Genomic DNA, 20,433 nt, shown 5'->3' on the forward strand with positions numbered 1-20,433 from the left:
CGGCCGCCCCGCACCCATATCTAGAAGGGGAGGGCGCGTGGACGCCATCTTCGGCAACCTCGACCTGTGGAGTCAGGGCCTCACCTACACCTTGATGGTGTTCTTCTTCGGCGGAATCATCGCGCTGGTCCTCGGCACCATCGTCGGCGCCATGCGCGTCTCGCCGGTCCCGGTCGCACGCGCTGTCGGCACGGCGTACGTCACGCTCGTCCGCAACACCCCGCTCACCCTCGTCTTCTTCTTCTTCGTCTTCGGATACAGCGCGCTCGCGCTTCCCACGCTCTCGAACCTCGTGCTGGGCATCTTCGCGATCGGCGTCTACACGGCCACATACGTCGCCGAGACGCTGCGAGCCGGCATCAACACCGTGCCCGTCGGTCAGGCGGAGGCAGCCCGCGCGATCGGGCTGCCGTTCGGGCAGGTCATGACCCAGGTCGTGCTGCCCCAGGCGTTCCGCTCGGTCGTTCCGCCGATGATGAGCGTGTTCATCGCGCTTCTCAAGAACACCACCGTCGCCGCCGGATTCTCCATCGCGGTCCTCCCGCAGCTGCAGGCGACGATCTCCAATTCGCACACGCGCCCCGGCAGCCCCATGGAGGTCCTGCTCTGGGTCGCCGTCATCTTCATCGCACTGGTGATGCTGCTGACCTGGCTGCAGCGAACGCTCGAGAACCGATGGAGGATCGCACGATGAGCTCGGTACTCTTCGACGTCCCTGGCCCTCGCGCCCGTCGCCGCAACCTCATCCTCACGATCGTCACGATCATCGTCGTCGTCGCTGTGATCGCGTTGCTCCTCTGGCGCCTGTCGCTCACGAACCAGTTCAGCGCCGCGAAGTGGAATGTCTTCACGTACTCGGTGGTGTGGTCGTCCATCGGCCAGATGCTGCTCAACACGCTGCGCGCCTTCGCGCTTGCCGCCGTGTTGAGTCTCGCGCTCGGCTTCGTGCTCGCGATCGGGCGAATGTCCGACCACGCCTGGGTGCGGGTGCCCGTCACCGTCGTCACCGAGTTCTTCCGTGCCGTGCCGGTGCTCGTGATGATGATGATCCTGTACTACGGCCTGCCGACGCTCGGCGTGAAGACCGATCCGTACTGGGCCGTGGTCGTCGCGCTCATGCTCTACAACGGCTCGGTGCTCGCCGAGGCGCTGCGCGCCGGAATCGAATCGCTGCCACGCGGCCAGAAGGAGGCCGGCTTCGCCATCGGTCTGCGCAAGAGCGGCGTCATGACGCTGATCCTGCTGCCGCAGGCGATCCGAGCGATGCTCCCCGTGATCGTGGCTCAGCTCGTCGTGACGATGAAGGACACCGCTCTCGGGTTCATCATCACCTACCAGGAGCTGCTCTACTACGCGAAGCTCCTGAGCTCGCAGCCGGGGCGTCCGATCCTCCAGGCCGCGCTCATCATCGGTGGCATCTACATCATCATGTGTCTGATCCTCTCGGGCATCGCGAAGTGGGCTGAGATCAAGACCCGCCGCTCGCCGAAGATGAAGGCGCTCGCGGCCGACAACGCCGCTGTGATGCACGAGGGAACCGACACCGAGCTCATCGCCGCGCAGCGCGGCTTGGGCAAGTTCGACGGCAACAATTCGGGGTCCATCTGACTCGCGGACACGCCGGTAGACTCGTGTCTTGTGTCTGACGCCCCAGAAATCACCCCAGAGGCGGTGGAATCCGCCGTCGCCGCAGCGCTCGAGGCCATCGGCGCCGCTGCCACCACAGCAGAACTGAAGGCGGCCCGTGCCGCGCACGTCGCAGAAGGGTCTCCGCTCGCGGTCCTGAACGCGTCGATGCGCCAGGTCGCCCCCGAGCACAAGGCGACCTTCGGCAAGCTCGTCGGCCAGGGACGCGGTCGCGTCACCCAGGCGCTGACCGCGAAGGAGGCCGAACTCGCCGAGGCCGAGCTCGCCGCTCGCCTCGAGGACGAGCGCGTCGACATCACTGCTGTCTCCTCCCGCACGCGCATGGGGGCACGGCATCCGCTCATGCAGCTCCAGGACGACATCTCCGACGTCTTCGTCGGCATGGGCTGGGAGATCGCAGAAGGACCGGAGCTCGAGCACGAGTGGTTCAATTTCGACGCGCTGAACTTCGACGTCGACCACCCCGCTCGCCAGATGCAGGACACGTTCTTCGTCGACCCGGTCGACCGTCACCTCGTCATGCGCACGCACACGAGCCCCGTCCAGGTGCGCTCGATGCTCGGCCGCGAGGTACCGATCTACGTGCTGTGTCCTGGGCGCGTGTACCGCACCGACGAATTCGACGCCACGCACCTTCCGGTCTTCACGCAGGTCGAGGGCCTCGTCGTAGACAAGGGCATCACGATGGCGCACCTCAAGGGCACGCTCGACCACCTGGCCAAGCAGCTCTTCGGCGACGGGGCCAAGACCCGTCTGCGCACCAACTTCTTCCCCTTCACCGAGCCGTCGGCCGAGTTCGACCTGTGGCACCCGACCTTCAAGGGCGGCGCACGCTGGATCGAGTGGGGCGGCTGCGGCATGGTCAACCCCAACGTGCTGCGCGCGGCGGGCATCGACCCCGAGGTGTACAGCGGCTTCGCATTCGGCATCGGGGTAGAGCGCGGTCTGATGTTCCGCTCCGACGTGCAGGACATGCGCGACATGGCCGAGGGCGATATCCGTTTCAGCGAGCAGTTCGGGATGGTGGTGTGATGCGCGTCCCGCTTTCGTGGTTGCGTGAGTACGTCGATGTGGCGGCGGATGCCACGGCCGAGGACGTCTTCGCGGCGCTCGTGTCCGTCGGGTTCGAGGAGGAGGAGCTGCACGGCTTCGAGATCGCAGGTCCCGTCGTCGTCGGCGAGGTGCTGTCATTCGATGAGGAGCCCCAGTCGAACGGCAAGACGATCCGCTGGTGCCAGGTAGACGTCGGCGAGGCCGAGCCCCGTGGCATCGTCTGCGGCGCGTCGAACTTCGCCGTCGGTGACAAGGTCGTCGTGACGCTCCCGGGCGCCGTGCTCCCAGGACCCTTCCCGATCGCCGCGCGCAAGACCTACGGTCACGTGTCCGACGGCATGATCGCGTCAGCGCGCGAACTGGGTCTCGGAGACGAGCACAACGGCATCCTGATCCTGTCGACGCTCGGAATCGACGCCCCGGTCGGAACGGATGCCATCGCTCTGCTGGGTCTCGACGACGAGGCCGTCGAGATCAATGTCACCCCGGACCGCGGCTACGCGTTCTCCATTCGCGGCGTCGCCCGCGAGTACGCGCACGCGACGGGTGCCGACTTCCGCGACCCCGCCGAGCACGAGTGGACCGATGTTCAGCCCGGTGCCGGCTTCCCGCTCGCTGTGGACGCCGAGCCGCTCCGCGACAACGTCGCTGTGCAGGAGTTCGTGGTGCGTGTCGTGCGCGATGTCGACCCGACCCGCCCGACTCCGCCGTGGATGGTCGCGCGACTCTCGCTCGCCGGCATCCGGTCGCTCGGCATCCTGATCGACATCACCAACTACGTGATGCTCGAGCTCGGCAACCCGATCCACGGCTACGACCTCGACAAGCTCTCAGGCGGGATCACGGTGCGCCGTGCGCAGCCCGGCGAGAAGATGACCACGCTCGACGGCCAGGAGCGCAAGCTCCACATCGAGGATCTGCTGATCACCGATGAGTCCGGTCCGATCGGCCTCGCCGGCGTCATGGGCGGCGGCACGACCGAGATGTCGGATGCCACCCGCAACGTGCTCGTCGAGGCGGCGATCTTCGATCCGATCTCGATCGCGCGCACCGCGCGCCGCCACAAGCTGCCGAGCGAGGCCTCCAAGCGATTCGAGCGCGGCGTCGACCCGCTCGTGCCTTTCGTCGCCGCACGCCGCGTCGCCGACCTCATGGTCGAGCTCGCCGGCGGCCGGATCGACGAGATCGGCGGGGCACTGTACTCCGAGTTCGAGATCGCCGGCATCGCCTTGCCGGCCGAGTTCGTGCCGGCGCTCATCGGCGTGGACTACACCGACGAGGAGATCGTGGGCGCCCTCGAGACGATCGGCGCCGAGGTCACCGAGACGTCGGACGGATGGCACGCGATTCCGCCGAGCTGGCGCCCCGACCTCACCGACAAGTGGACGCTGGCCGAAGAGGTCGCACGCATCCACGGTCTTGATCGTGTGCCATCTGTGCTGCCGACGCCGCCGGCCGGGCGCGGTCTGACCGCCGCGCAGCAGGGGCGCCGCCGCGTCGCCAACGCGCTGGCGGCCGCCGGACTCGTGGAGACTCCGGCGTTCCCGTTCACGACCGAGGCCCAGAACGACCTCCACGGCTCGGCCTGGGACTGGTCGGACGCCGGAGAGGGCGAGAAGCTGCCGAGCATCAAGCTCGCGAATCCGCTGGACGGTCAGGCGCCGTTCCTTCGTCGCTCGCTGATCCCTGGCCTCCTGCAGATCGCGCACCGCAACATCGCCCGCGGTCTCACCGACCTGGCGATCTTCGAGACCGGTTCGGTGTTCCTGCCGGATCCAGGCGCGAAGTACGGCACTGATGAGGTGCCGCCGCTCGGACAGCGCCCCTCGGACGAGAAGCTCGCACAGCTCAACGCCTCGATCCCGCCGCAGCGTCGTCACGTCGCCGCGCTCTTCACCGGCAACGCCACTGCTCGGCAGCCGGGTCGCGCCGTCGAGCCGTACGGGCTCTCGGACGCCCTCGACGCCGTGCGCGTCATCGCCGTCGCGGCCGGCGTCGAGATCGATGTCGCGCAGGGACGCCGCGCAGCCCTTCACCCTGGGCGTTCCGGTGCGCTCAGCGTCGCCGGAAAACCGGTCGGCCACATCGGCGAACTGCACCCGAGCGTGGCGGCGGACGCTGATCTGCCCGGTCGCGCCGTCGTGCTGGAGCTCGACCTCGACGGCATCCTGTCGCTCGCGGGTGACCGGGTCGTCGCCGCATCGCTCTCGACGTACACGGCTGCGACGCAGGACGTGTCACTGGTCGTCTCATCCGACGTCACGGCCGCCGATCTGCGAGCGGCTCTCGTAGAAGGTGCGGGAGAGTTGCTCGAGTCGGTGCGTCTCGTCGACGACTATCGCGGCCAGGGGTTGGATGCCGGGCAGAAGAGCTTGACGTTCGCGCTGCGGTTCCGCGCCCCGGATCGCACGCTGACGGCCGCAGAGGCGACCGAGGCGAAGCTCGCGGGCGTCGCCGTGGCCGCCGAGCGCTTCGGAGCCGCCATCCGCGATTGAACCGTGTGTTCCCGCACGCGAGCGGCTCGCAGACGGCGAGGATGAGGTCATGACCTCGTCCTCGCCGTTCGCGTCGGCGGCGGGGAGAGCAACAGGATGGATGACGATGAATGACTATCAGGTGACAGAGATCGGTTCGCTCGACCAATGGCGCACGCACTTCGGCGGGTTCGACGAGGCGCGTTCGCGCGACGGCCGCCGCGTCGTCGACCACGAGCTCACGATGCAGTACATCGGCATGACGGCGAACGCGCTGGTGCCGGGAGAGGAAGCGGGCTACTGGCACGTCCACACGAGGGTGGAAGAGCTGTACGTCTTCCTCGACGGTATCGGTGAGATGGGTCTGGACGACGACATCGTCCAGGTGCGCGCAGGCTCCGTCGTGCGCGTGGGGCAGGGTGTCGTACGCACGTGGCGCGCGAGGCCGGACAGCCCCGGCGAGCTTCGGTGGCTGTGCATCCGCGCGGGCGGCGAGGAACTGCCGGAGATGCCGAACGACAGCTCCCGAGCGCCCGATCGACCGATGCCGTGGTGAGCGGCTGAACGCAACCGTCGACGCGGGACTCTCTGCTCAGAGCGGAATCGCTTCCCTCGGGATCTTCGTGGTGATGGCATGGACGCATGACAGACGTACTGATCCTCGGCGGCACGGGATGGTTGTCGGGACGCATCGCACGACGCTGGCTGGATGCCGGTGCTCGCGTCACCTGCCTGGCACGAGGGGAGCGCCCCTCGCTGGATGGGACAGTGCTCGTGCGCGGTGATCGCGACGACGCGGACGTCTACGAGCTCCTCGATCGCGAGTGGGATGAGGTCGTCGACATCTCATCCCGGGCCATCCACGTGCGCGAAGCCGTCGCAGCGCTGGGAGATCGCGCAGCGCACTGGACGTACATCTCGTCGATCTCCGTGTACGCCGATGCCGACGCTCACGACGCCGACGAGACGGCTCGACTCGAGGCGCCGGCGCAGGACGGAGACGAGTACGAGTACGCCGCGCAGAAGGTCGCGGCGGAAGAGGCCGTGCGCACCCTGGCCGATCGGGCGCACATCATTCGCCCCGGCCTGATCGTCGGGGTCGGCGACCCCAGCGATCGTTTCGGCTACTGGGCTGCCGCCTTCGACCGCGCCGGTGCCGACCCCGTCCTGGTGCCGAACGGCGAGGGTCGATTCGCGCAGGTGATCGACGTCGACGATCTCGCCGCGTTCGCGGCGAACACCGCACTCGCCGGCATCCGCAACGCCATCGGAGACCCGCGCCCGCTCGATGAAGTGCTGGCGATGTTCCGCACAGCAGCCGACCACGAAGGTGAGACTTTCGTCGCCGCCGACGCCTGGTTGGACGCCCACGAGGTTCAGCCGTGGATGGGGGAGCGGTCGCTGCCGTTGTGGCTGCCGATCGAGTGGTCGGGGTTCATGACCCGCTCGAACGCCGCGTACACAGCGGCCGGCGGCATCCAGAGCCCGCTCGAGGAGATCATCGCCCGCGTGCTCGACGACGAGCGCGCCCGCGGACTCGACCGACCCCGCCGTGCCGGTCTCACCCGCGCGGACGAGAAAGCGCTCCTCGCCGAACTCGCCTCTTGACACGGGCGCTGAGTGACGAGGACCGTGTGACGGCATCCGCGTCGCACGATTTGCGGATGCTGCGCCGCGAGCGCTACTGTCGCGACATGCCTTCGGCCGCAATCACCTCTTCGACGCGTGTTTCGAGCGTCACCGTGGTGCGCCGACGCCGCAGCCGACGGTCCCTGAACCTGTCGAAGGGCGGCCGCCGACTCTAGGCGACCTCTGCGCTCCCCGAACCGTGCCCTGTGCCGGAGGGTCGAGCGCCGGAGTCGCCGCCTCGGACCCTTCGACAAGCTCAGGGATCATCGTCACCCCAGGGACGACCATCCCGCACCGTTAAGGTAGAAACATGACGTATACCGTCGCCGTCTCCGGCGCATCCGGCTATGCGGGCGGCGAGATCCTGCGCCTCCTGGCCAGTCATCCTGACATCGAGATCCGCACCGTGACCGCGCACTCGAACGCCGGTCAGCCGCTGGTCCAGCACCAGCCGCACCTGCGCTCCCTCGCCCATCTGACGCTGCAGGACACCACGCCCGAGACCCTCGCCGGCCACGATGTCGTGTTTCTCGCGCTCCCACACGGCCAGTCCGGCCAATACACGGATGCCCTCGGTGAGGTGCCGCTGGTCATCGACGCGGGAGCCGATCACCGGCTGACTTCGCAGGATTCGTGGGACGCCTTCTACGGCGGACACTTCCACGAGCCCTGGGCGTACGGCGTCCCCGAACTGCCCACGGGCGACTCGAAGCAGCGCGAGAGTCTGCGCGGCGCCACGCGCATCGCCGCCCCCGGCTGCAACGCCTCCACCGTGAGTCTCAGTCTCGCGCCGGGGGTCGCAGCGGGCGTCATCGATCCGTCCGACATCGTCAGCGTCCTCGCCGTCGGGCCGTCCGGCGCCGGCAAGAGCCTCAAGCCCCACCTGCTCGGCAGCGAGCTGCTCGGCACCGCGAACCCGTACGCCGTCGGCGGCACGCACCGGCACATCCCCGAGATCCAGCAGGCGCTCCGCGGCGCCGGCGCCGCAGACCCTCGGATCTCCTTCACGCCTGTCCTCGTGCCGATGGCGCGTGGCATCCTCGCCACCTCCACGGCACCGATCGTCGAAGGAACGACCGACGAGCAGATCCGCGAAGCCTGGCAGAGCACCTACGGCGAGGAGACGTTCGTGCAGCTGCTGCCGGAGGGAACCTTCCCGCGCACCGCCGATGTTCTCGGCGCGAACACGGCTCTGATGGGCCTCGTGATCGACAGGGCCGCGAACCGGGTGACCGTCGTCACAGCCGTCGACAATCTCGTCAAGGGCACCGCCGGCGCTGCCATCCAATCCATGAACCTCGCGCTCGGCCTTCCGGAAGATCGCGCCCTCACCGTGAACGGAGTGGCACCATGAGCGTCACCGCACCCCAGGGATTCGAGGCGGCCGGCGTCGCCGCAGGTCTCAAGTCCACCGGCAAGCCCGACGTCGCCGTGGTGGTCAACCGCGGCCCGCGCAAGGTCGGAGCGGCCGTCTTCACGAGCAACCGCGCCAAGGCGAACCCGATCATCTGGTCGCAGCAGGTCATCCTCGACCGCGCAGTCGAGGCCATCGTCCTCAACTCCGGCGGTGCCAACTGCTTCACCGGCAGCTTCGGGTTCCAGACCACGCATCAGACCGCTGAGAAGGCGGGCGAGCTTCTCGACGTGAGCGCCGGCGACATCCTGGTCTGCTCCACCGGGCTCATCGGAACCGGAGACGAGGCGTTCCGCGCGAAGGTTCTCGACGGCACGGAGCAGGCGATCGCGGCACTCTCGAGCGACGGGGGAGACGCCGCTGCTCAGGCGATCATGACGACCGACACGATCGCCAAGACCGCCGTCGTCACACGCGACGGCTGGTCGATCGGCGGCATGGCCAAGGGGGCGGGGATGCTGGCGCCGGGGCTGGCGACGATGCTCGTCGTGATCACCACCGACGCCGACCTCGAGGCGATCGAGGCCGACACGGCACTGCGCGCCGCGACCGGGAAGACCTTCGACCGGCTCGACTCCGATGGCTGCATGTCGACGAACGATCAGGTGACGCTCCTCGCCAACGGCGCGAGCGGCGTCAAGCCCGACATCGACGAGTTCACGGCAGCGCTCACCGAGCTCAGCGATCAGCTGGCCGCCATGCTCCAGGGCGACGCCGAGGGGGCGAGCCACGACATCACGATCCGCGTCACGGGAGCAGTCACCGAGCAGGATGCCGTCGAGGTCGGCCGCTCTGTCGCTCGCAACAACCTCTTCAAAGCCGCGATCTTCGGCAACGACCCGAACTGGGGCCGGGTGCTCGCCGCGATCGGCACGACCAGTGCGCAGTTCGACCCGTACGATGTGGACGTCTGGATGAACGGCGTGCGCGTCTGCAGCAAGGGCGGCCCGGACCGCCCTCGTGAAGACGTCGACCTCACCCCGCGCGCGACCGACCTGCACATCGACCTGCAGGTGGGCGACGCCGAGGCCACGATCCGCACCAACGACCTCACGCACGACTACGTCCACGAGAACAGCGCCTACGCCTCATGACAGACATCCAGGAAACAGCCGACATCCAGGACACGCCGCCTGACGTCGCGGCCGAGAAGGCGGCGACCCTCATCGAATCGCTGCCGTGGCTGAAGAAGTTCCGCGACCAGATCGTCGTCGTCAAGTACGGCGGCAACGCGATGGTCTCGGACGAGCTGCAGGAGGCGTTCGCCCAGGACATCGCCTACCTTCGCTACGTCGGCGTGCAGCCGGTCGTGGTTCACGGCGGCGGCCCGCAGATCTCGAACATGCTCGATCGGCTCGCGATCCCGAGCGAGTTCAAGGGCGGCTATCGCGTCACCAACACCGAGGCCATCAGCGTCGTTCGCATGGTGCTCACCGGGCAGGTGAATCCGCAGCTCGTCGCGAAGATCAACTCGCACGGGCCGATCGCGACGGGGCTCAGCGGTGAGGACGCCGGCCTGTTCGGAGGCCGCCGCCGCGGCGTGGTGATCGACGGCGAGCAGGTCGACCTCGGCCGAGTCGGCGATGTCGTGCAGGTCGACCCGACCGCGGTGCTCGACCACCTCGCCGCCGGTCGCATCCCGGTGATCTCCAGCATCGCGCCTGACCTGGACAACCCGGGGCAGTCGCTGAACGTGAATGCGGATGCCGCGGCATCCGCCCTCGCTGTCGCGCTCAACGCGCGCAAGCTCGTGATCCTCACCGACGTACCGGGCCTCTACGCCGATTGGCCCAACCGCGACTCGCTCGTCTCGCACATCACCTCGCAGCAGCTCGTCGCCATGCTGCCGAACCTCGAGTCCGGCATGATCCCGAAGATGCGCGCCTGCCTGGATGCCGTCGAGGGCGGGGTGGATGCCGCTGCCATCATCGACGGGCGGGTGAAGCACTCCGTGCTCGTCGAACTGTTCACCAGCAAGGGAATCGGAACCGAAGTGGTACTCGGAGAATCAGGGGTGACGGCATGACCGTCTGGCAGGATGACGTGGCACGCGACCTGGTGCGCAACGTCGGCGATCGTCTGGCACTGCTCACCCGCGGTGAGGGCTCGCACGTGTGGGACGGGGACGACAAGCGCTACCTCGACTTCCTCGCCGGCATCGCCGTGAACTCGCTCGGGCACGCGCATCCGGTGTTCGTCGATGCGATCACCAAGCAGGCGGCGACCCTCTCGCACGTCTCGAACTACTTCGCCACTCCGCCGCAGCTCGAACTCGCCGCGCGCCTGAAGCGCCTCGCCGGCGCCGGGATCGACGGCCGCGTCTACTTCTCGAATTCGGGTGCCGAGGCCAACGAGGCGGCCTTCAAGCTCGCACGTCTCCATGGCGGTGCGGAGCGCCCGCGCATCCTCGCGCTGGAGAACGGATTCCACGGTCGCACCATCGGCTCACTCGCGCTCACCGCGAAGAAGGCGATGCGTGAGCCGTTCGAGCCGATGCCGGCCGGCGTCGAGCACATCCCCGCGACCATCGAAGCGCTCGAAGCTGCGATGGACGACCGCGTGGCAGCAATCATCGTCGAGCCCATCCAGGGCGAGGCCGGAGTGGTCGAGCTGCCAGAGGGCTACCTCGCGGCGGCGCGCTCGCTCACGCTCAAGCACGGATCGCTGCTCATCATCGATGAGATCCAGACCGGTGCGGGGCGCACTGGCCAGTGGTTCGGCTTCGACCACGAGGGGATCACCCCGGATGCCATCACCCTGGCCAAGGGGATCGGCGGAGGGTTCCCGATCGGCGCGCTCGTGACGTTCGGCGCCGCGAGTTCATTGTTCACGCCTGGCTCGCACGGCTCGACGTTCGGCGGCAACCCGCTCGGCACGGCCGTCGCGAACGCCGTGCTCACCGAGATCGAGAACGCCGGACTCGTCGAGAACGCCGCTGTCCGGGGTGCTCAGCTGCGTGCCGCGATCGAGGTCATCGACTCGCCTCTCGTGACGGGTGTCCGCGGTCGCGGACTGCTCATCGGCATCGCTCTTGCGGCGCCCGTCGCGAACGCCGTGGTCGCCGCCGCTCAAGAGCGCGGGCTGATCGTCAACGCCGCGAACGCCGAGACCATCCGGGTCGCTCCCGCTCTGACCATCGGTGACGCCGAGATCGAAGAATTCCAGACACTGTTCACCGCAGCGCTCGCCGACGTCCAGGCGAGCCTCGCGGCATCCGAAACCGGGAAGGCCCACGCACTATGACCCGCCACCTGCTGCGCGACGATGACCTGACTCCGGCCGAGCAGGCCGAGATCCTCGACCTCGCGCTCGACCTGAAGAAGGATCGCTGGGCCGACAAGACGCTCGCCGGCCCGCAGACCGTCGCGGTGATCTTCGACAAGTCCTCCACTCGTACGCGGGTCTCGTTCGCGGTGGGGATCGCCGATCTCGGCGGCACACCGCTGATCATCTCGACCGCGAACAGCCAGCTCGGCGGCAAGGAGACCCCGTCGGACACCGCTCGTGTGCTCGAGCGTCAGGTGGCCGCGATCGTATGGCGCACCTACGCGCAGTCCGGCCTCGAGGAGATGGCGAAGGACACCAGGGTGCCGGTGATCAACGCGCTCTCCGACGATTTCCACCCCTGTCAGCTGCTCGCCGACCTGCTCACGATCCGCGAGCACAAGGGAGAACTGAAAGGGCTCACGCTGACCTTCTTCGGCGACGCCCAGAGCAACATGGCGCACTCCTACGCGCTCGCGGGTGTCACGGCGGGAATGCACGTGCGCATGGCGTCGCCCGAGTCGTACGCGCCTCGTGCGGATGTCATCGAGGCCGCTGATCGCCGCGCGGCCGAGACCGGCGGGTCGATCACCCTGTACACCGACCCCGTCGAGGCGGCAGCCGGAGCCGACGTCGTCGTCACCGACACCTGGGTGTCCATGGGCAAGGAAGAGGAGAAGATCGCGCGCATCCGCGACCTCGGCGGATACAAGGTCACCACCGAGACGATGAGCCTCGCCGACCCAGAGGCGATCTTCATCCACTGCCTCCCGGCCGACCGCGGCTACGAGGTCGACCCCGAGGTCATCGACGGACCGCAGAGCGTCGTGTGGGACGAGGCCGAGAACCGCCTGCACGCACAGAAGGCGCTGCTGGTCTGGCTGCTTCGTCAGAGCTGAGGCTGTGACGATGGCTGGTCGTCTGCAGACGAACTGGCGACGCCTGGGCGGTCCTGATCGCATCGCGGGCGTCGACCTCGCACGAGGACTCGCCATCATCGGCATGTTCGCAGCGCACCTGCTGCTGACGGCAGAGGGCTTCGTCTGGTCGGATCCTGACACCTGGACGGCGCTCGTGGACGGTCGCTCGTCGATCCTGTTCGCGACGCTCGCCGGAGTGTCCATCGGTCTGGTCACCGGCGGCCGCGTCCCTGCCACGGGGCGGCGGATGTCGACGGCGCGATGGCGGCTGGCGCTCCGCGCCGCGATGCTGCTCGTCCTCGGCATCCTGCTCATCCTCACCGGTGTTCCGGTCTACGTGATCCTCCCGGCCTACGCGATCCTGTTCCTGCTCGCGTTGCCGTTCACGGGGATGTCGGCCCGAACGGTGCTCTCGGCCGCGGCCGGACTCGCGCTCATCATGCCCTTCGTCCAGCCGGCGCTGAATGAACTGCCGATCTGGCAGACACCGTTCAGCGTCGAGCTCGACGCGTTCATCGGGTGGCACTATCCGTTCACGGTGTGGATCGCCTTCGTGCTCGCGGGCCTCGGCATCGCCAGGGCAGGCATCGCACGAGTGACCGTCCAGGTGCGGATGCTCGTCGCGGGCGTCGCGCTCGCGGCGATCGGCTACGGTCTGGCGGAGCTGCCGGCGCCGAGTGCCGATCCGTACTGGTGGTCGGTCTGGACGGCCGACCCGCACACGTCCGGCGTGCTCGAGGTGGTCGGCTCTGGCGGGCTCGTCATCGCCGTGCTCGCAGCGTGCCTGCTGCTGTGCCGCGTCCCGGTGCTGAAGGCGATCACCCTGCCCCTGCGCGCGACCGGTGCGATGCCGTTGACGGCGTACACCGTGCAGCTCGTCGTCTGGGCGATCGTCGCGGGCGTCGTGCTCGGAGATACCGCCGATCTGTTCGGCTTCCGCGCTCTCGAGCCGTTCTGGCCGCTCACGATCGCGATGCTGATCGGGTGTTCGGCGTGGGCGTTGCTCGTCGGGCGGGGCCCGCTGGAGTGGCTGCTCGAACGCGCGGCCAAGCGCGTGGTCGCCTCGGGTCCTGAGCGCCGGTAGCGCAGCCGTGCCGCCGCTAGTCTGGAGGGATGAGCGAGGCGAAGAACGACGGCACGAACGAGGGCGCACTGTGGGGCGCACGATTCGCATCTGGACCATCGCCGGAGTTGGCTGAGCTCAGCCGCTCCACGCACTTCGACTGGATCCTCGCGCCCTACGACATCGCCGGATCGCACGCGCACGCCAAGGCGCTCGCCGCTGCCGGGTATCTCGAAGCGGACGAAGAGCAGAAGATGCACCAGGGACTGGATGCCGTCGCCCGCAAGGTCGCTGACGGAACGATCGTCCCCACTGCCACCGACGAGGACGTGCACGGGGCTCTCGAGCAGGCGCTCATCGCCGAACTCGGACCAGAACTCGGCGGCCGCCTCCGCGCGGGCCGCTCGCGCAACGACCAGATCGCGACCCTGGTTCGCATGTACCTCATCGACCACGCCAAGGTCATCGCCCGCGACATCCTGCGCGTCATCGACGCTCTCGTCGCTCAAGCCGAAGCCCACCCCGAGGCGATCCTCCCCGGCCGCACTCACCTGCAGCACGCGCAGCCCGTCCTGCTCGCGCATCATCTGCAGGCACACGCCTGGCCGCTGGTCCGCGAGCTCGAGCGTCTCGTCGACTGGCGCGTCCGCGCCGGCGTCTCGCCGTACGGCGGGGGAGCGCTCGCCGGGTCCACGCTCGGCCTCGACCCTGAGCTCGTCGCTCGCGAACTCGGCCTCGATCGTCCAGCCGAGAACTCGCTCGACGGCACGGCCGCTCGAGATGTCGTCGCTGAGTTCGCGTTCATCACGGCGATGATCGGGGTCGACCTCTCGCGCCTGTCCGAGGAGATCATCCTCTGGAACACCCGCGAGTTCGGCTTCGTCACTCTGCACGACAGCTACTCGACCGGCTCGAGCATCATGCCGCAGAAGAAGAACCCCGACATCGCCGAGCTCGCCCGCGGCAAGTCCGGTCGGCTGATCGGAAATCTCACCGGGCTCATGGCGACGCTCAAGGGTCTGCCGCTCGCATACAACCGCGATCTGCAGGAGGACAAGGAGCCGGTCTTCGACTCCGTGAACACGCTCGAGGTCGTGCTCCCCGCCTTCGCAGGCATGGTCGCCACGCTCCGTTTCGACACCGAGCGGATGGCGGAGCTCGCTCCGCAGGGATTCTCGCTCGCCACCGACGTCGCCGAGTGGCTCGTGAAGCGCCGTGTGCCCTTCCGGGACGCTCACGAGATCTCGGGTGCGCTGGTGCGCGCGTGCGAGGAGAGCGGGATCGGGCTCGAGGATGCCGACGATGCGCTGCTCGCTCAGGTGTCGGAGCATCTGACGCCCGAGGTGCGCGGAGTGCTGAGCATCGAGGGGTCTGTCGCCTCTCGAACGGGCGCCGGCGGAACGGCTCCTGTTCGCGTGGAGGAGCAGCGCGCCGAGCTGGTCTCACGAACACAGAAGGCCGCCCACGCGCTCGGGCTCTGACCTCTCGGAACTGATGTTCTCAGATAATCAGTGATTGACTTATATATCTGAAATATCAGTGATACCCTGATGCCATGACCATCGCAGTGACGGCGGACATCATCGGCTCCCGGCAGTTCGTCGACCGAGCGGAAGCACAGCGCGCCTTCGACGAGACCATCGCTCGTGTCGAAGGCGACTACCCGGTCGCGACGCAGGGGCTGCGCCCGACAGTCGGCGACGAGCAGCAGGCGACGTACCCGACGCTCGAGGCCGCGCTCGGCGCGATCCTGCTGCTGCGGCTGGCGCTGCCGGATGGGGTCGAGTTCCGCTACGGCATCGGCATCGGCGCTGTCGGGAGGGTCCCATCGGCCGCGTCAGCGCAGGGCATCTCGGACGGCCCTGGATGGTGGGCGGCGCGCAGCGCCATCGAGCACGTCGAGGCGCTGCAGAAGCGTTCCGCTCCGCAGGCTCGCAGCTGGATCGTCGCTCACGAGAACGTCCAGGATCCGGGCCCCGACGCCGTCCGGTGGGCGAATTCCTACCTGCTCACCCGCGACGAGATCGTCGGCGCGATGTCAGAACGAGTGCGCCGGCTGACGTACGGGCGATGCCTGTCCCAGACGCAGAGCCAGCTCGCCGCGGGGGAGGGGATCACCCAGTCCGCGGTGTCGCAGAGCCTGTCGACGTCCGGTGCCGCTGCGATCGTCGAGGGCTTCCGAGTGCTCGATCTGAAGCGGTAGTCGCGACCGCAACGCGCTCACCAGGTCAGGGCGAGGCGGATGATCGCACCGATCACCCCGGCCCAGAGCAGGCTCGCGACGGTGCCGATGATGAATCGCTCTCGGGCCTCGGGCTCGGCGAGCTCGGGGAACCGGCCGATGCCCTTGATGGCGATGATGGCCGCAATCGCCTCGGGGAATCCGACCGTGATCGCGATGACCATGGCGATGCGCTCGAGGTACCCGATCACCGTGCCACCGCGCATCAGTGTGCGCGCGTGCTCAGGGTCGGCGTCGTGCGCGGCGACGATGAGGATGCCGCCGTCCTCGGTCTCACGCACGCGCTTGCCTGTCGCGATGTCGAGTGCCCTTCGGGTGAAGGGGTTGCCGCCGATCGTCGCAGCAGCGATCCCGAGCGCCGTCAGCGGAACAGTGGCGAGCATCGACATCGACGTGGGTCGCGCGACCACGACGGTTACCAGCGCTGCGGCCACGAGCGCACTGGCGACGACCATCGGGGGAGTCGTGGGCTTGCGCACGCTCATGAGCGAGATGATCAGCACCGCGAGCATCACCACGGCGATGCTCGCGGCCACGATGATCGAGACGAGCTGATCGACCGGTGACATGCCGACAGCTTCGCACGAGCATCCGACAACGCGTGGCGAACGCGCGGGAAGCGCGACGCGAACGCGGGGGAAGGGCGCTGATAACCTGGAGCGCGTGTCAACACCCGCTCTGACGACTGCCCCGCAGGCGATCGATCCCACGTTCGAGAACGTGTGGGATGAGATCGTCTGGCGCGGCCTCGTCCACGTGTCCACCGACCAGGAGGCGCTGCGCGCCCTTCTCGCCGGAGACCCGATCACGTATTACTGCGGGTTCGATCCGACGGCGGCCAGCCTGCACCTCGGCAACCTCGTGCAGCTGCTTCTGCTGCGTCGCCTGCAGCTCGCCGGCCACAAGCCGCTCGGCCTCGTCGGTGGATCGACCGGGCTCATCGGCGACCCCCGCCCCACGGCCGAGCGCACGCTGAACACGCGGGAGACCGTGGAGGAGTGGGTGGGTCGTCTGCGTGCGCAGGTCGAGCGCTTCCTCAGCTTCGAGGGCGACAACGCCGCCCGCATGGTGAACAACCTCGACTGGACCGCGCCGATGTCGGCGATCGACTTCCTGCGCGAGATCGGCAAGCACTACCGCGTCGGCACGATGCTGAAGAAGGATGCCGTCGCTGCGCGTCTGAACTCCGACGCCGGCATCAGCTACACCGAGTTCAGCTACCAGATCCTGCAGGGGATGGACTTCCTCGAGCTCTACCGGCAGTACGACTGCGTGCTGCAGACCGGCGGATCCGATCAGTGGGGCAACCTCACCAGCGGCACCGATCTGATCCACCGCGTCGAGGGCACGTCCGCGCATGCGATCGGCACCCCGCTGATCACGAACAGCGACGGGACGAAGTTCGGCAAGAGCGAGGGCAACGCCATCTGGCTCGACGCCGACATGTGCAGCCCTTACCGGATGTACCAGTTCTGGATCAGCACGGCCGACTCCGACGTGATCGAACGCCTGAAGATCTTCACGTTCCTCACGCGCGCCGAGATCGAGGAGTACGAGAAGCTCGTCGAGACCGAGCCGTTCCGCAGAGCTGCCCAGAAGCGTCTCGCTCTCGAGGTGGTCGCGACCGTGCACGGCGTGGATGCCACGGCTGCCGTCATCGCGGCATCCGACGCGCTGTTCGGTCAGGGCGATCTGAGCACGCTCGACGCGGACACGCTGCGCTCGGCTCTCGAAGAGCTGCCGAACGCGACGGTCGCAGCCGGAACCTCGGTCGTCGATGCGCTCGTCGCGACGGGGCTCGTGGCGAGTCTGTCGGAGGCGCGTCGTGCCATCTCTCAGGGCGGTGTCTCACTCGACGGCATCCGCGTGGAGGATGACGCGGCGGTCGTCGAGGCGACTCTGCCCGGGGGAGTATCGGTGCTGCGCCGCGGCAAGAAGACGCTCGCCGGCGTGTTCATCGGCTGAGAGGCCGCGCTCGATCCCTGAGCCCTTCGACAGGCTCAGGGACCACCCGTCGAAGGGGCGACCGAAGGAGTCCGATGCCGTTCACGCCGAGCCACGCGGTCGTCGCGCTGCCGTTCCTGCGCACCCCGCTTGTTCCGGCGGCGATCGCGATCGGCGCGATGACCCCCGACCTGCCGCTGTTCGTGCGCGGGTTCGGCGTGAGCTACCCGTTCATGCACACCTACATGAACGTCGTCTGGACGGCGGTCATCGCGCTCGGTCTGTTCCTGCTGTGGCGGGTCGTGCTGCGCCCTGTCGTTCCCGAGCTGTCACCGCGGTGGCTCGCGCCCCGGCTTCCCGCCGACTGGGACATGCCCGCGGCGGATGCGCTGAACGGGGCCCTCGGGATCGGGCTGCGCTGGACGCGGTCACTGTGGCTCGCGGCATCCCTGTTGATCGGGGTGATCTCGCACATCCTGTGGGACGAGTTCACGCACGAAGGGCGTCTGGGACTGCAGCTCCTGCCGGCGCTCGCGGATCAGTGGGGGCCGCTGCAGGGCTTCAAGTGGCTGCAGCACGGATCGAGCGTCGCGGGGCTCCTGATCCTCGGCGTCTGGGCGGTGCTGTGGCTGCGTCGGTCCGAGCCGCGCGAGGTGCTGGCGCCGTCGAGTCGGCAGTGGGTGCGCGTCGCCTGGTGGCTGTCGCTGCCGGTGATCCTCGTCGCAGCCTGGGTCATCGGACTCATGACGCTCGGGCCCCTCTCGCCGGAGTTCACCGTGCAGCACCTCGCCTACCGGGTGCTCCCGCTCGCGTCCGGGATCTGGGCCATGCTGACGCTGGCGCTCTGCGTCGCGCTCACCATCCTGGGGCGTCGGCAGCCCACGGGTGCGGTGCCGCGAAGCTGAACCAGGGCAGAACCGGTCGCACCGTGGTGACGGTGTGGCCGTCGACGCTGAAGTCCTGAGTGTGGCCTGCCGGGTCGATCTCGTGTTGCGGTGACGGCTCACTGTCGCGCGGCATCCGGAGGAGCTCAGCGGCGACGCGTCGCAGTGACGTGCTGATCTGCCAGCTGCCGCCTTCTGCGCGTCGTCGATTCAGCGCTGCGCAGACGGCGGCGGCGAGCAGGTAGCCGGCACTGTGATCGAGCGCCTGCGCCGGAAGCACGCCAGGTGCCTGCCCGTCGGGCGATTCGACCATCGCGATTCCGGACTCGGCCTGAACGAGACTGTCGAATCCTGCGCGATCCGGATGCTCCGCACCCCAGGCGCTCAACTGCGCGACCACGAGCCCAGGATGCCGTTCTGTCAGAACGTCGGGGGAGAGGCCGAGGCGTGCGAGCGCTGCCGGACGGTAGCCGAGCACGACGACGTCGGCCTGGCCCAGAAGCGCGTTCATCTCAGCGGAACGGGCGTCGAGCACAGCCGTGCGCTTGCCGTGCCCCGTATCGAGATGCTGCCACTCCGGCTCGGGGAGCGCAGGCGGATCGATGCGGAGGACATCCGCGCCGAGCAACGCGAGCGTGCGGGTGCAGACCGGGCCGGCGATGACGCGTGTGAGGTCGAGAACGCGGATGCCGCGGAGTGGGGCGTTCGAATCGAGTTCTCGAGAGGACTCGGGTGAGGCATCGCCTGCACGAGCGAGTTCGATGAGCGGGCGGGAGCAGAGCGCCGCGTCGCGTGCGGGATCCTCCGGCGAGACCACGACGGCGAGTCCTCCTGCGCGTGTGATCCGTTCGACTGAATCCCGAGCGGATGCGGCCGCGACGGCAGCCCGTATGTCGTCCGCTGCTGCGGCGGCATCCAGCCCGAGGCCGTCGAGGAGCGCTCGCGCATGATGCGGGTAGTTGCCGTGGGTGCGGATCCAACCATCGGATGCTCGCCAGAACCCGGAGTGCGGTGACCAGACATCCGGATGCTCGCCGTCGATGCGCAAGAACCGGTCGCTCCGGTAGGCGAGTGCGATGCGGTCGGGATCGAGCGCGGGAACCACCTCAGCGCCGATCGCCACCTGGACCGCCGCGACGCTCGCCCACGCGAGCTCGCCCGTCGCCAGGCGGGAAGGGAGGGGAACCGCACGCTCCGACTGTGGAACGTCGAACGTCCGCTCGGGCGTGATCCTCAGGTCGCGGAGGACCCGCGAAAGCAGCGCGCTCATGGGGAGATCGTACGCGACACGCCCGGGGCGTGCGCCGGATTTGCCCGCTCCCTCGGATCCCACGTAAGTTATTACCTGTTCGCCCCACAGGGTTGAGAAAGGGCCAAGGCTCAGCTCCCCTCAAGTGGCGGACCACCTCCCAAATACAGAAGATCACCTCGGTGAGATGCTGCGTTTGGGTTGCTCTGTGGTTCCGCAGATCGCACCGAGTTCGCTCGGATCGCCGATTTGACAAACGGATGCCACGGGGTAAGCTTGAGAAGTTGCCCTGCGGGCCTGGTTGTGATGACTGGGTCGTGGGTGCGTCCGATCCTTGAGAACTCAACAGCGTGCACTTGTCAAATGCCAAATAACCTCGACTCCAGCCTTTGGTTGGGGTGAGATTCCTTTGGATCAAAGACCAGCCCCTTTTTTGGGGTTGGCAACGGATAGTCAGCAATGAATATCTCTTTGGTCAGTTTCAAACTCGCAGCCTCGCACCTTATTCCGGTGGGGGTTGTTATTTGTTTTTTACGGAGAGTTTGATCCTGGCTCAGGATGAACGCTGGCGGCGTGCTTAACACATGCAAGTCGAACGATGATGCCCAGCTTGCTGGGTGGATTAGTGGCGAACGGGTGAGTAACACGTG

At 67.9% G+C, this 20,433-nt stretch carries 18 protein-coding genes and 1 rRNA gene; 17 read left to right on the forward strand and 2 right to left on the reverse strand.

Features of this window, described 5'->3' with window-relative positions; translation table 11 throughout:
• The first annotated feature begins 37 nt into the window (after positions 1 to 37).
• The 14 genes from KHB019_RS13025 to KHB019_RS13090 all read left to right on the forward strand — a co-directional run bounded on the left by KHB019_RS13025 (position 38) and on the right by KHB019_RS13090 (position 15,667).
• Entirely contained in the window at positions 38 to 694 is a 657-nt protein-coding gene (locus KHB019_RS13025) for an amino acid ABC transporter permease (protein ID WP_230103870.1), read from the forward strand.
• Positions 691 to 1,608 (forward strand): amino acid ABC transporter permease, encoded by a 918-nt coding sequence (locus tag KHB019_RS13030; protein WP_337459149.1) that lies wholly within the window; start codon positions 691 to 693, stop codon positions 1,606 to 1,608. Before KHB019_RS13025 ends, KHB019_RS13030 begins: the two co-directional genes overlap by 4 nt.
• A 30-nt stretch (positions 1,609 to 1,638) precedes the next feature.
• Positions 1,639 to 2,679, forward strand: a complete 1,041-nt coding sequence (gene pheS / locus KHB019_RS13035; protein ID WP_337459150.1) for a phenylalanine--tRNA ligase subunit alpha — start codon at positions 1,639 to 1,641, stop codon at positions 2,677 to 2,679.
• Complete coding sequence (gene pheT / locus KHB019_RS13040; protein WP_337459151.1) at positions 2,679 to 5,195, forward strand: phenylalanine--tRNA ligase subunit beta; 2,517 nt, start codon at positions 2,679 to 2,681, stop codon at positions 5,193 to 5,195. Before pheS ends, pheT begins: the two co-directional genes overlap by 1 nt.
• A 106-nt stretch (positions 5,196 to 5,301) precedes the next feature.
• Complete coding sequence (locus KHB019_RS13045) at positions 5,302 to 5,730, forward strand: cupin domain-containing protein (protein ID WP_337459152.1); 429 nt, start codon at positions 5,302 to 5,304, stop codon at positions 5,728 to 5,730.
• Positions 5,731 to 5,816: 86 nt separating this feature from the next.
• Positions 5,817 to 6,782, forward strand: a complete 966-nt coding sequence (locus KHB019_RS13050; protein WP_337459153.1) for an NAD-dependent epimerase/dehydratase family protein — start codon at positions 5,817 to 5,819, stop codon at positions 6,780 to 6,782.
• A gap of 331 nt (positions 6,783 to 7,113) precedes the next feature.
• The gene (argC, locus tag KHB019_RS13055; RefSeq protein ID WP_337459154.1) at positions 7,114 to 8,157 is read left to right on the forward strand and encodes an N-acetyl-gamma-glutamyl-phosphate reductase; all 1,044 of its coding nucleotides are present in this window, start codon (positions 7,114 to 7,116) and stop codon (positions 8,155 to 8,157) included.
• Positions 8,154 to 9,311 (forward strand): bifunctional glutamate N-acetyltransferase/amino-acid acetyltransferase ArgJ, encoded by a 1,158-nt coding sequence (gene argJ / locus KHB019_RS13060; RefSeq protein ID WP_337459155.1) that lies wholly within the window; start codon positions 8,154 to 8,156, stop codon positions 9,309 to 9,311. Before argC ends, argJ begins: the two co-directional genes overlap by 4 nt.
• A complete protein-coding gene (gene argB, locus KHB019_RS13065) occupies positions 9,308 to 10,243 on the forward strand; it encodes an acetylglutamate kinase (protein WP_230103862.1) in 936 nt (311 codons plus the stop codon). Before argJ ends, argB begins: the two co-directional genes overlap by 4 nt.
• Entirely contained in the window at positions 10,240 to 11,460 is a 1,221-nt protein-coding gene (locus tag KHB019_RS13070) for an acetylornithine transaminase (protein ID WP_230103861.1), read from the forward strand. Before argB ends, KHB019_RS13070 begins: the two co-directional genes overlap by 4 nt.
• Positions 11,457 to 12,380 carry an ornithine carbamoyltransferase gene (gene argF / locus KHB019_RS13075; protein WP_230103860.1) on the forward strand — a complete coding sequence of 308 codons (924 nt, stop codon included), beginning with the start codon at positions 11,457 to 11,459 and terminating at the stop codon, positions 12,378 to 12,380. The genes KHB019_RS13070 and argF overlap by 4 nt, the downstream gene beginning before the upstream one ends.
• Before the next feature lie 10 nt (positions 12,381 to 12,390).
• Positions 12,391 to 13,485, forward strand: coding sequence for a heparan-alpha-glucosaminide N-acetyltransferase domain-containing protein (locus KHB019_RS13080; protein ID WP_230103859.1), 1,095 nt, complete (start codon positions 12,391 to 12,393; stop codon positions 13,483 to 13,485).
• A 29-nt stretch (positions 13,486 to 13,514) separates the two neighbouring features.
• Positions 13,515 to 14,945: an argininosuccinate lyase gene (gene argH, locus KHB019_RS13085; protein WP_230103858.1), complete on the forward strand. Its 1,431-nt coding sequence runs from the start codon at positions 13,515 to 13,517 to the stop codon at positions 14,943 to 14,945.
• A gap of 74 nt (positions 14,946 to 15,019) precedes the next feature.
• Positions 15,020 to 15,667, forward strand: coding sequence for a SatD family protein (locus tag KHB019_RS13090; RefSeq protein ID WP_230103857.1), 648 nt, complete (start codon positions 15,020 to 15,022; stop codon positions 15,665 to 15,667).
• A gap of 17 nt (positions 15,668 to 15,684) precedes the next feature.
• Here the strand turns inward: KHB019_RS13090 and KHB019_RS13095 are convergent, their stop codons facing one another.
• Entirely contained in the window at positions 15,685 to 16,275 is a 591-nt protein-coding gene (locus KHB019_RS13095; protein ID WP_230103856.1) for a hypothetical protein, read from the reverse strand.
• A 94-nt stretch (positions 16,276 to 16,369) separates the two neighbouring features.
• Between KHB019_RS13095 and tyrS the strand changes: the two genes are divergently transcribed.
• Both tyrS and KHB019_RS13105 read left to right on the forward strand, forming a co-directional pair.
• A complete protein-coding gene (gene tyrS / locus KHB019_RS13100; protein ID WP_230103855.1) occupies positions 16,370 to 17,671 on the forward strand; it encodes a tyrosine--tRNA ligase in 1,302 nt (433 codons plus the stop codon).
• Positions 17,672 to 17,745: 74 nt separating this feature from the next.
• Positions 17,746 to 18,555, forward strand: a complete 810-nt coding sequence (locus KHB019_RS13105; RefSeq protein ID WP_337459156.1) for a DUF4184 family protein — start codon at positions 17,746 to 17,748, stop codon at positions 18,553 to 18,555.
• On the opposite strand, the gene KHB019_RS13110 is transcribed toward KHB019_RS13105, so the two are convergent.
• The gene (locus KHB019_RS13110; protein WP_337459157.1) at positions 18,506 to 19,804 is read right to left on the reverse strand and encodes a CoA transferase; all 1,299 of its coding nucleotides are present in this window, start codon (positions 19,802 to 19,804) and stop codon (positions 18,506 to 18,508) included. The two genes, KHB019_RS13105 and KHB019_RS13110, sit on opposite strands and share 50 nt — an antisense overlap.
• Positions 19,805 to 20,313: 509 nt before the next feature.
• Here KHB019_RS13110 and KHB019_RS13115 point away from each other — a divergent pair.
• A 16S ribosomal RNA gene (locus KHB019_RS13115) occupies positions 20,314 to 20,433 on the forward strand; the annotation flags it as partial.

The sequence above is a fragment of the Microbacterium sp. KHB019 genome (assembly GCF_037285405.1).
Lineage (GTDB): Bacteria > Actinomycetota > Actinomycetes > Actinomycetales > Microbacteriaceae > Microbacterium.

Excerpts from the sequence above, each read along its gene's own strand:
- KHB019_RS13095 (WP_230103856.1), bottom strand. The coding sequence starts at position 16,275 with ATGTCACCGGTCGATCAGCTCGTCTCGATCATCGTGGCCGCGAGCATC.
- pheT (WP_337459151.1), top strand. The coding sequence starts at position 2,679 with ATGCGCGTCCCGCTTTCGTGGTTGCGTGAGTACGTCGATGTGGCGGCG.
- argB (WP_230103862.1), top strand. The coding sequence starts at position 9,308 with ATGACAGACATCCAGGAAACAGCCGACATCCAGGACACGCCGCCTGAC.
- KHB019_RS13045 (WP_337459152.1), top strand. The coding sequence starts at position 5,302 with ATGAATGACTATCAGGTGACAGAGATCGGTTCGCTCGACCAATGGCGC.
- KHB019_RS13105 (WP_337459156.1), top strand. The coding sequence starts at position 17,746 with ATGCCGTTCACGCCGAGCCACGCGGTCGTCGCGCTGCCGTTCCTGCGC.
- KHB019_RS13070 (WP_230103861.1), top strand. The coding sequence starts at position 10,240 with ATGACCGTCTGGCAGGATGACGTGGCACGCGACCTGGTGCGCAACGTC.
- argC (WP_337459154.1), top strand. The coding sequence starts at position 7,114 with ATGACGTATACCGTCGCCGTCTCCGGCGCATCCGGCTATGCGGGCGGC.
- KHB019_RS13030 (WP_337459149.1), top strand. The coding sequence starts at position 691 with ATGAGCTCGGTACTCTTCGACGTCCCTGGCCCTCGCGCCCGTCGCCGC.
- KHB019_RS13090 (WP_230103857.1), top strand. The coding sequence starts at position 15,020 with ATGACCATCGCAGTGACGGCGGACATCATCGGCTCCCGGCAGTTCGTC.
- KHB019_RS13110 (WP_337459157.1), bottom strand. The coding sequence starts at position 19,804 with ATGAGCGCGCTGCTTTCGCGGGTCCTCCGCGACCTGAGGATCACGCCC.
- KHB019_RS13050 (WP_337459153.1), top strand. The coding sequence starts at position 5,817 with ATGACAGACGTACTGATCCTCGGCGGCACGGGATGGTTGTCGGGACGC.
- KHB019_RS13080 (WP_230103859.1), top strand. The coding sequence starts at position 12,391 with ATGGCTGGTCGTCTGCAGACGAACTGGCGACGCCTGGGCGGTCCTGAT.
- argH (WP_230103858.1), top strand. The coding sequence starts at position 13,515 with ATGAGCGAGGCGAAGAACGACGGCACGAACGAGGGCGCACTGTGGGGC.
- argF (WP_230103860.1), top strand. The coding sequence starts at position 11,457 with ATGACCCGCCACCTGCTGCGCGACGATGACCTGACTCCGGCCGAGCAG.
- argJ (WP_337459155.1), top strand. The coding sequence starts at position 8,154 with ATGAGCGTCACCGCACCCCAGGGATTCGAGGCGGCCGGCGTCGCCGCA.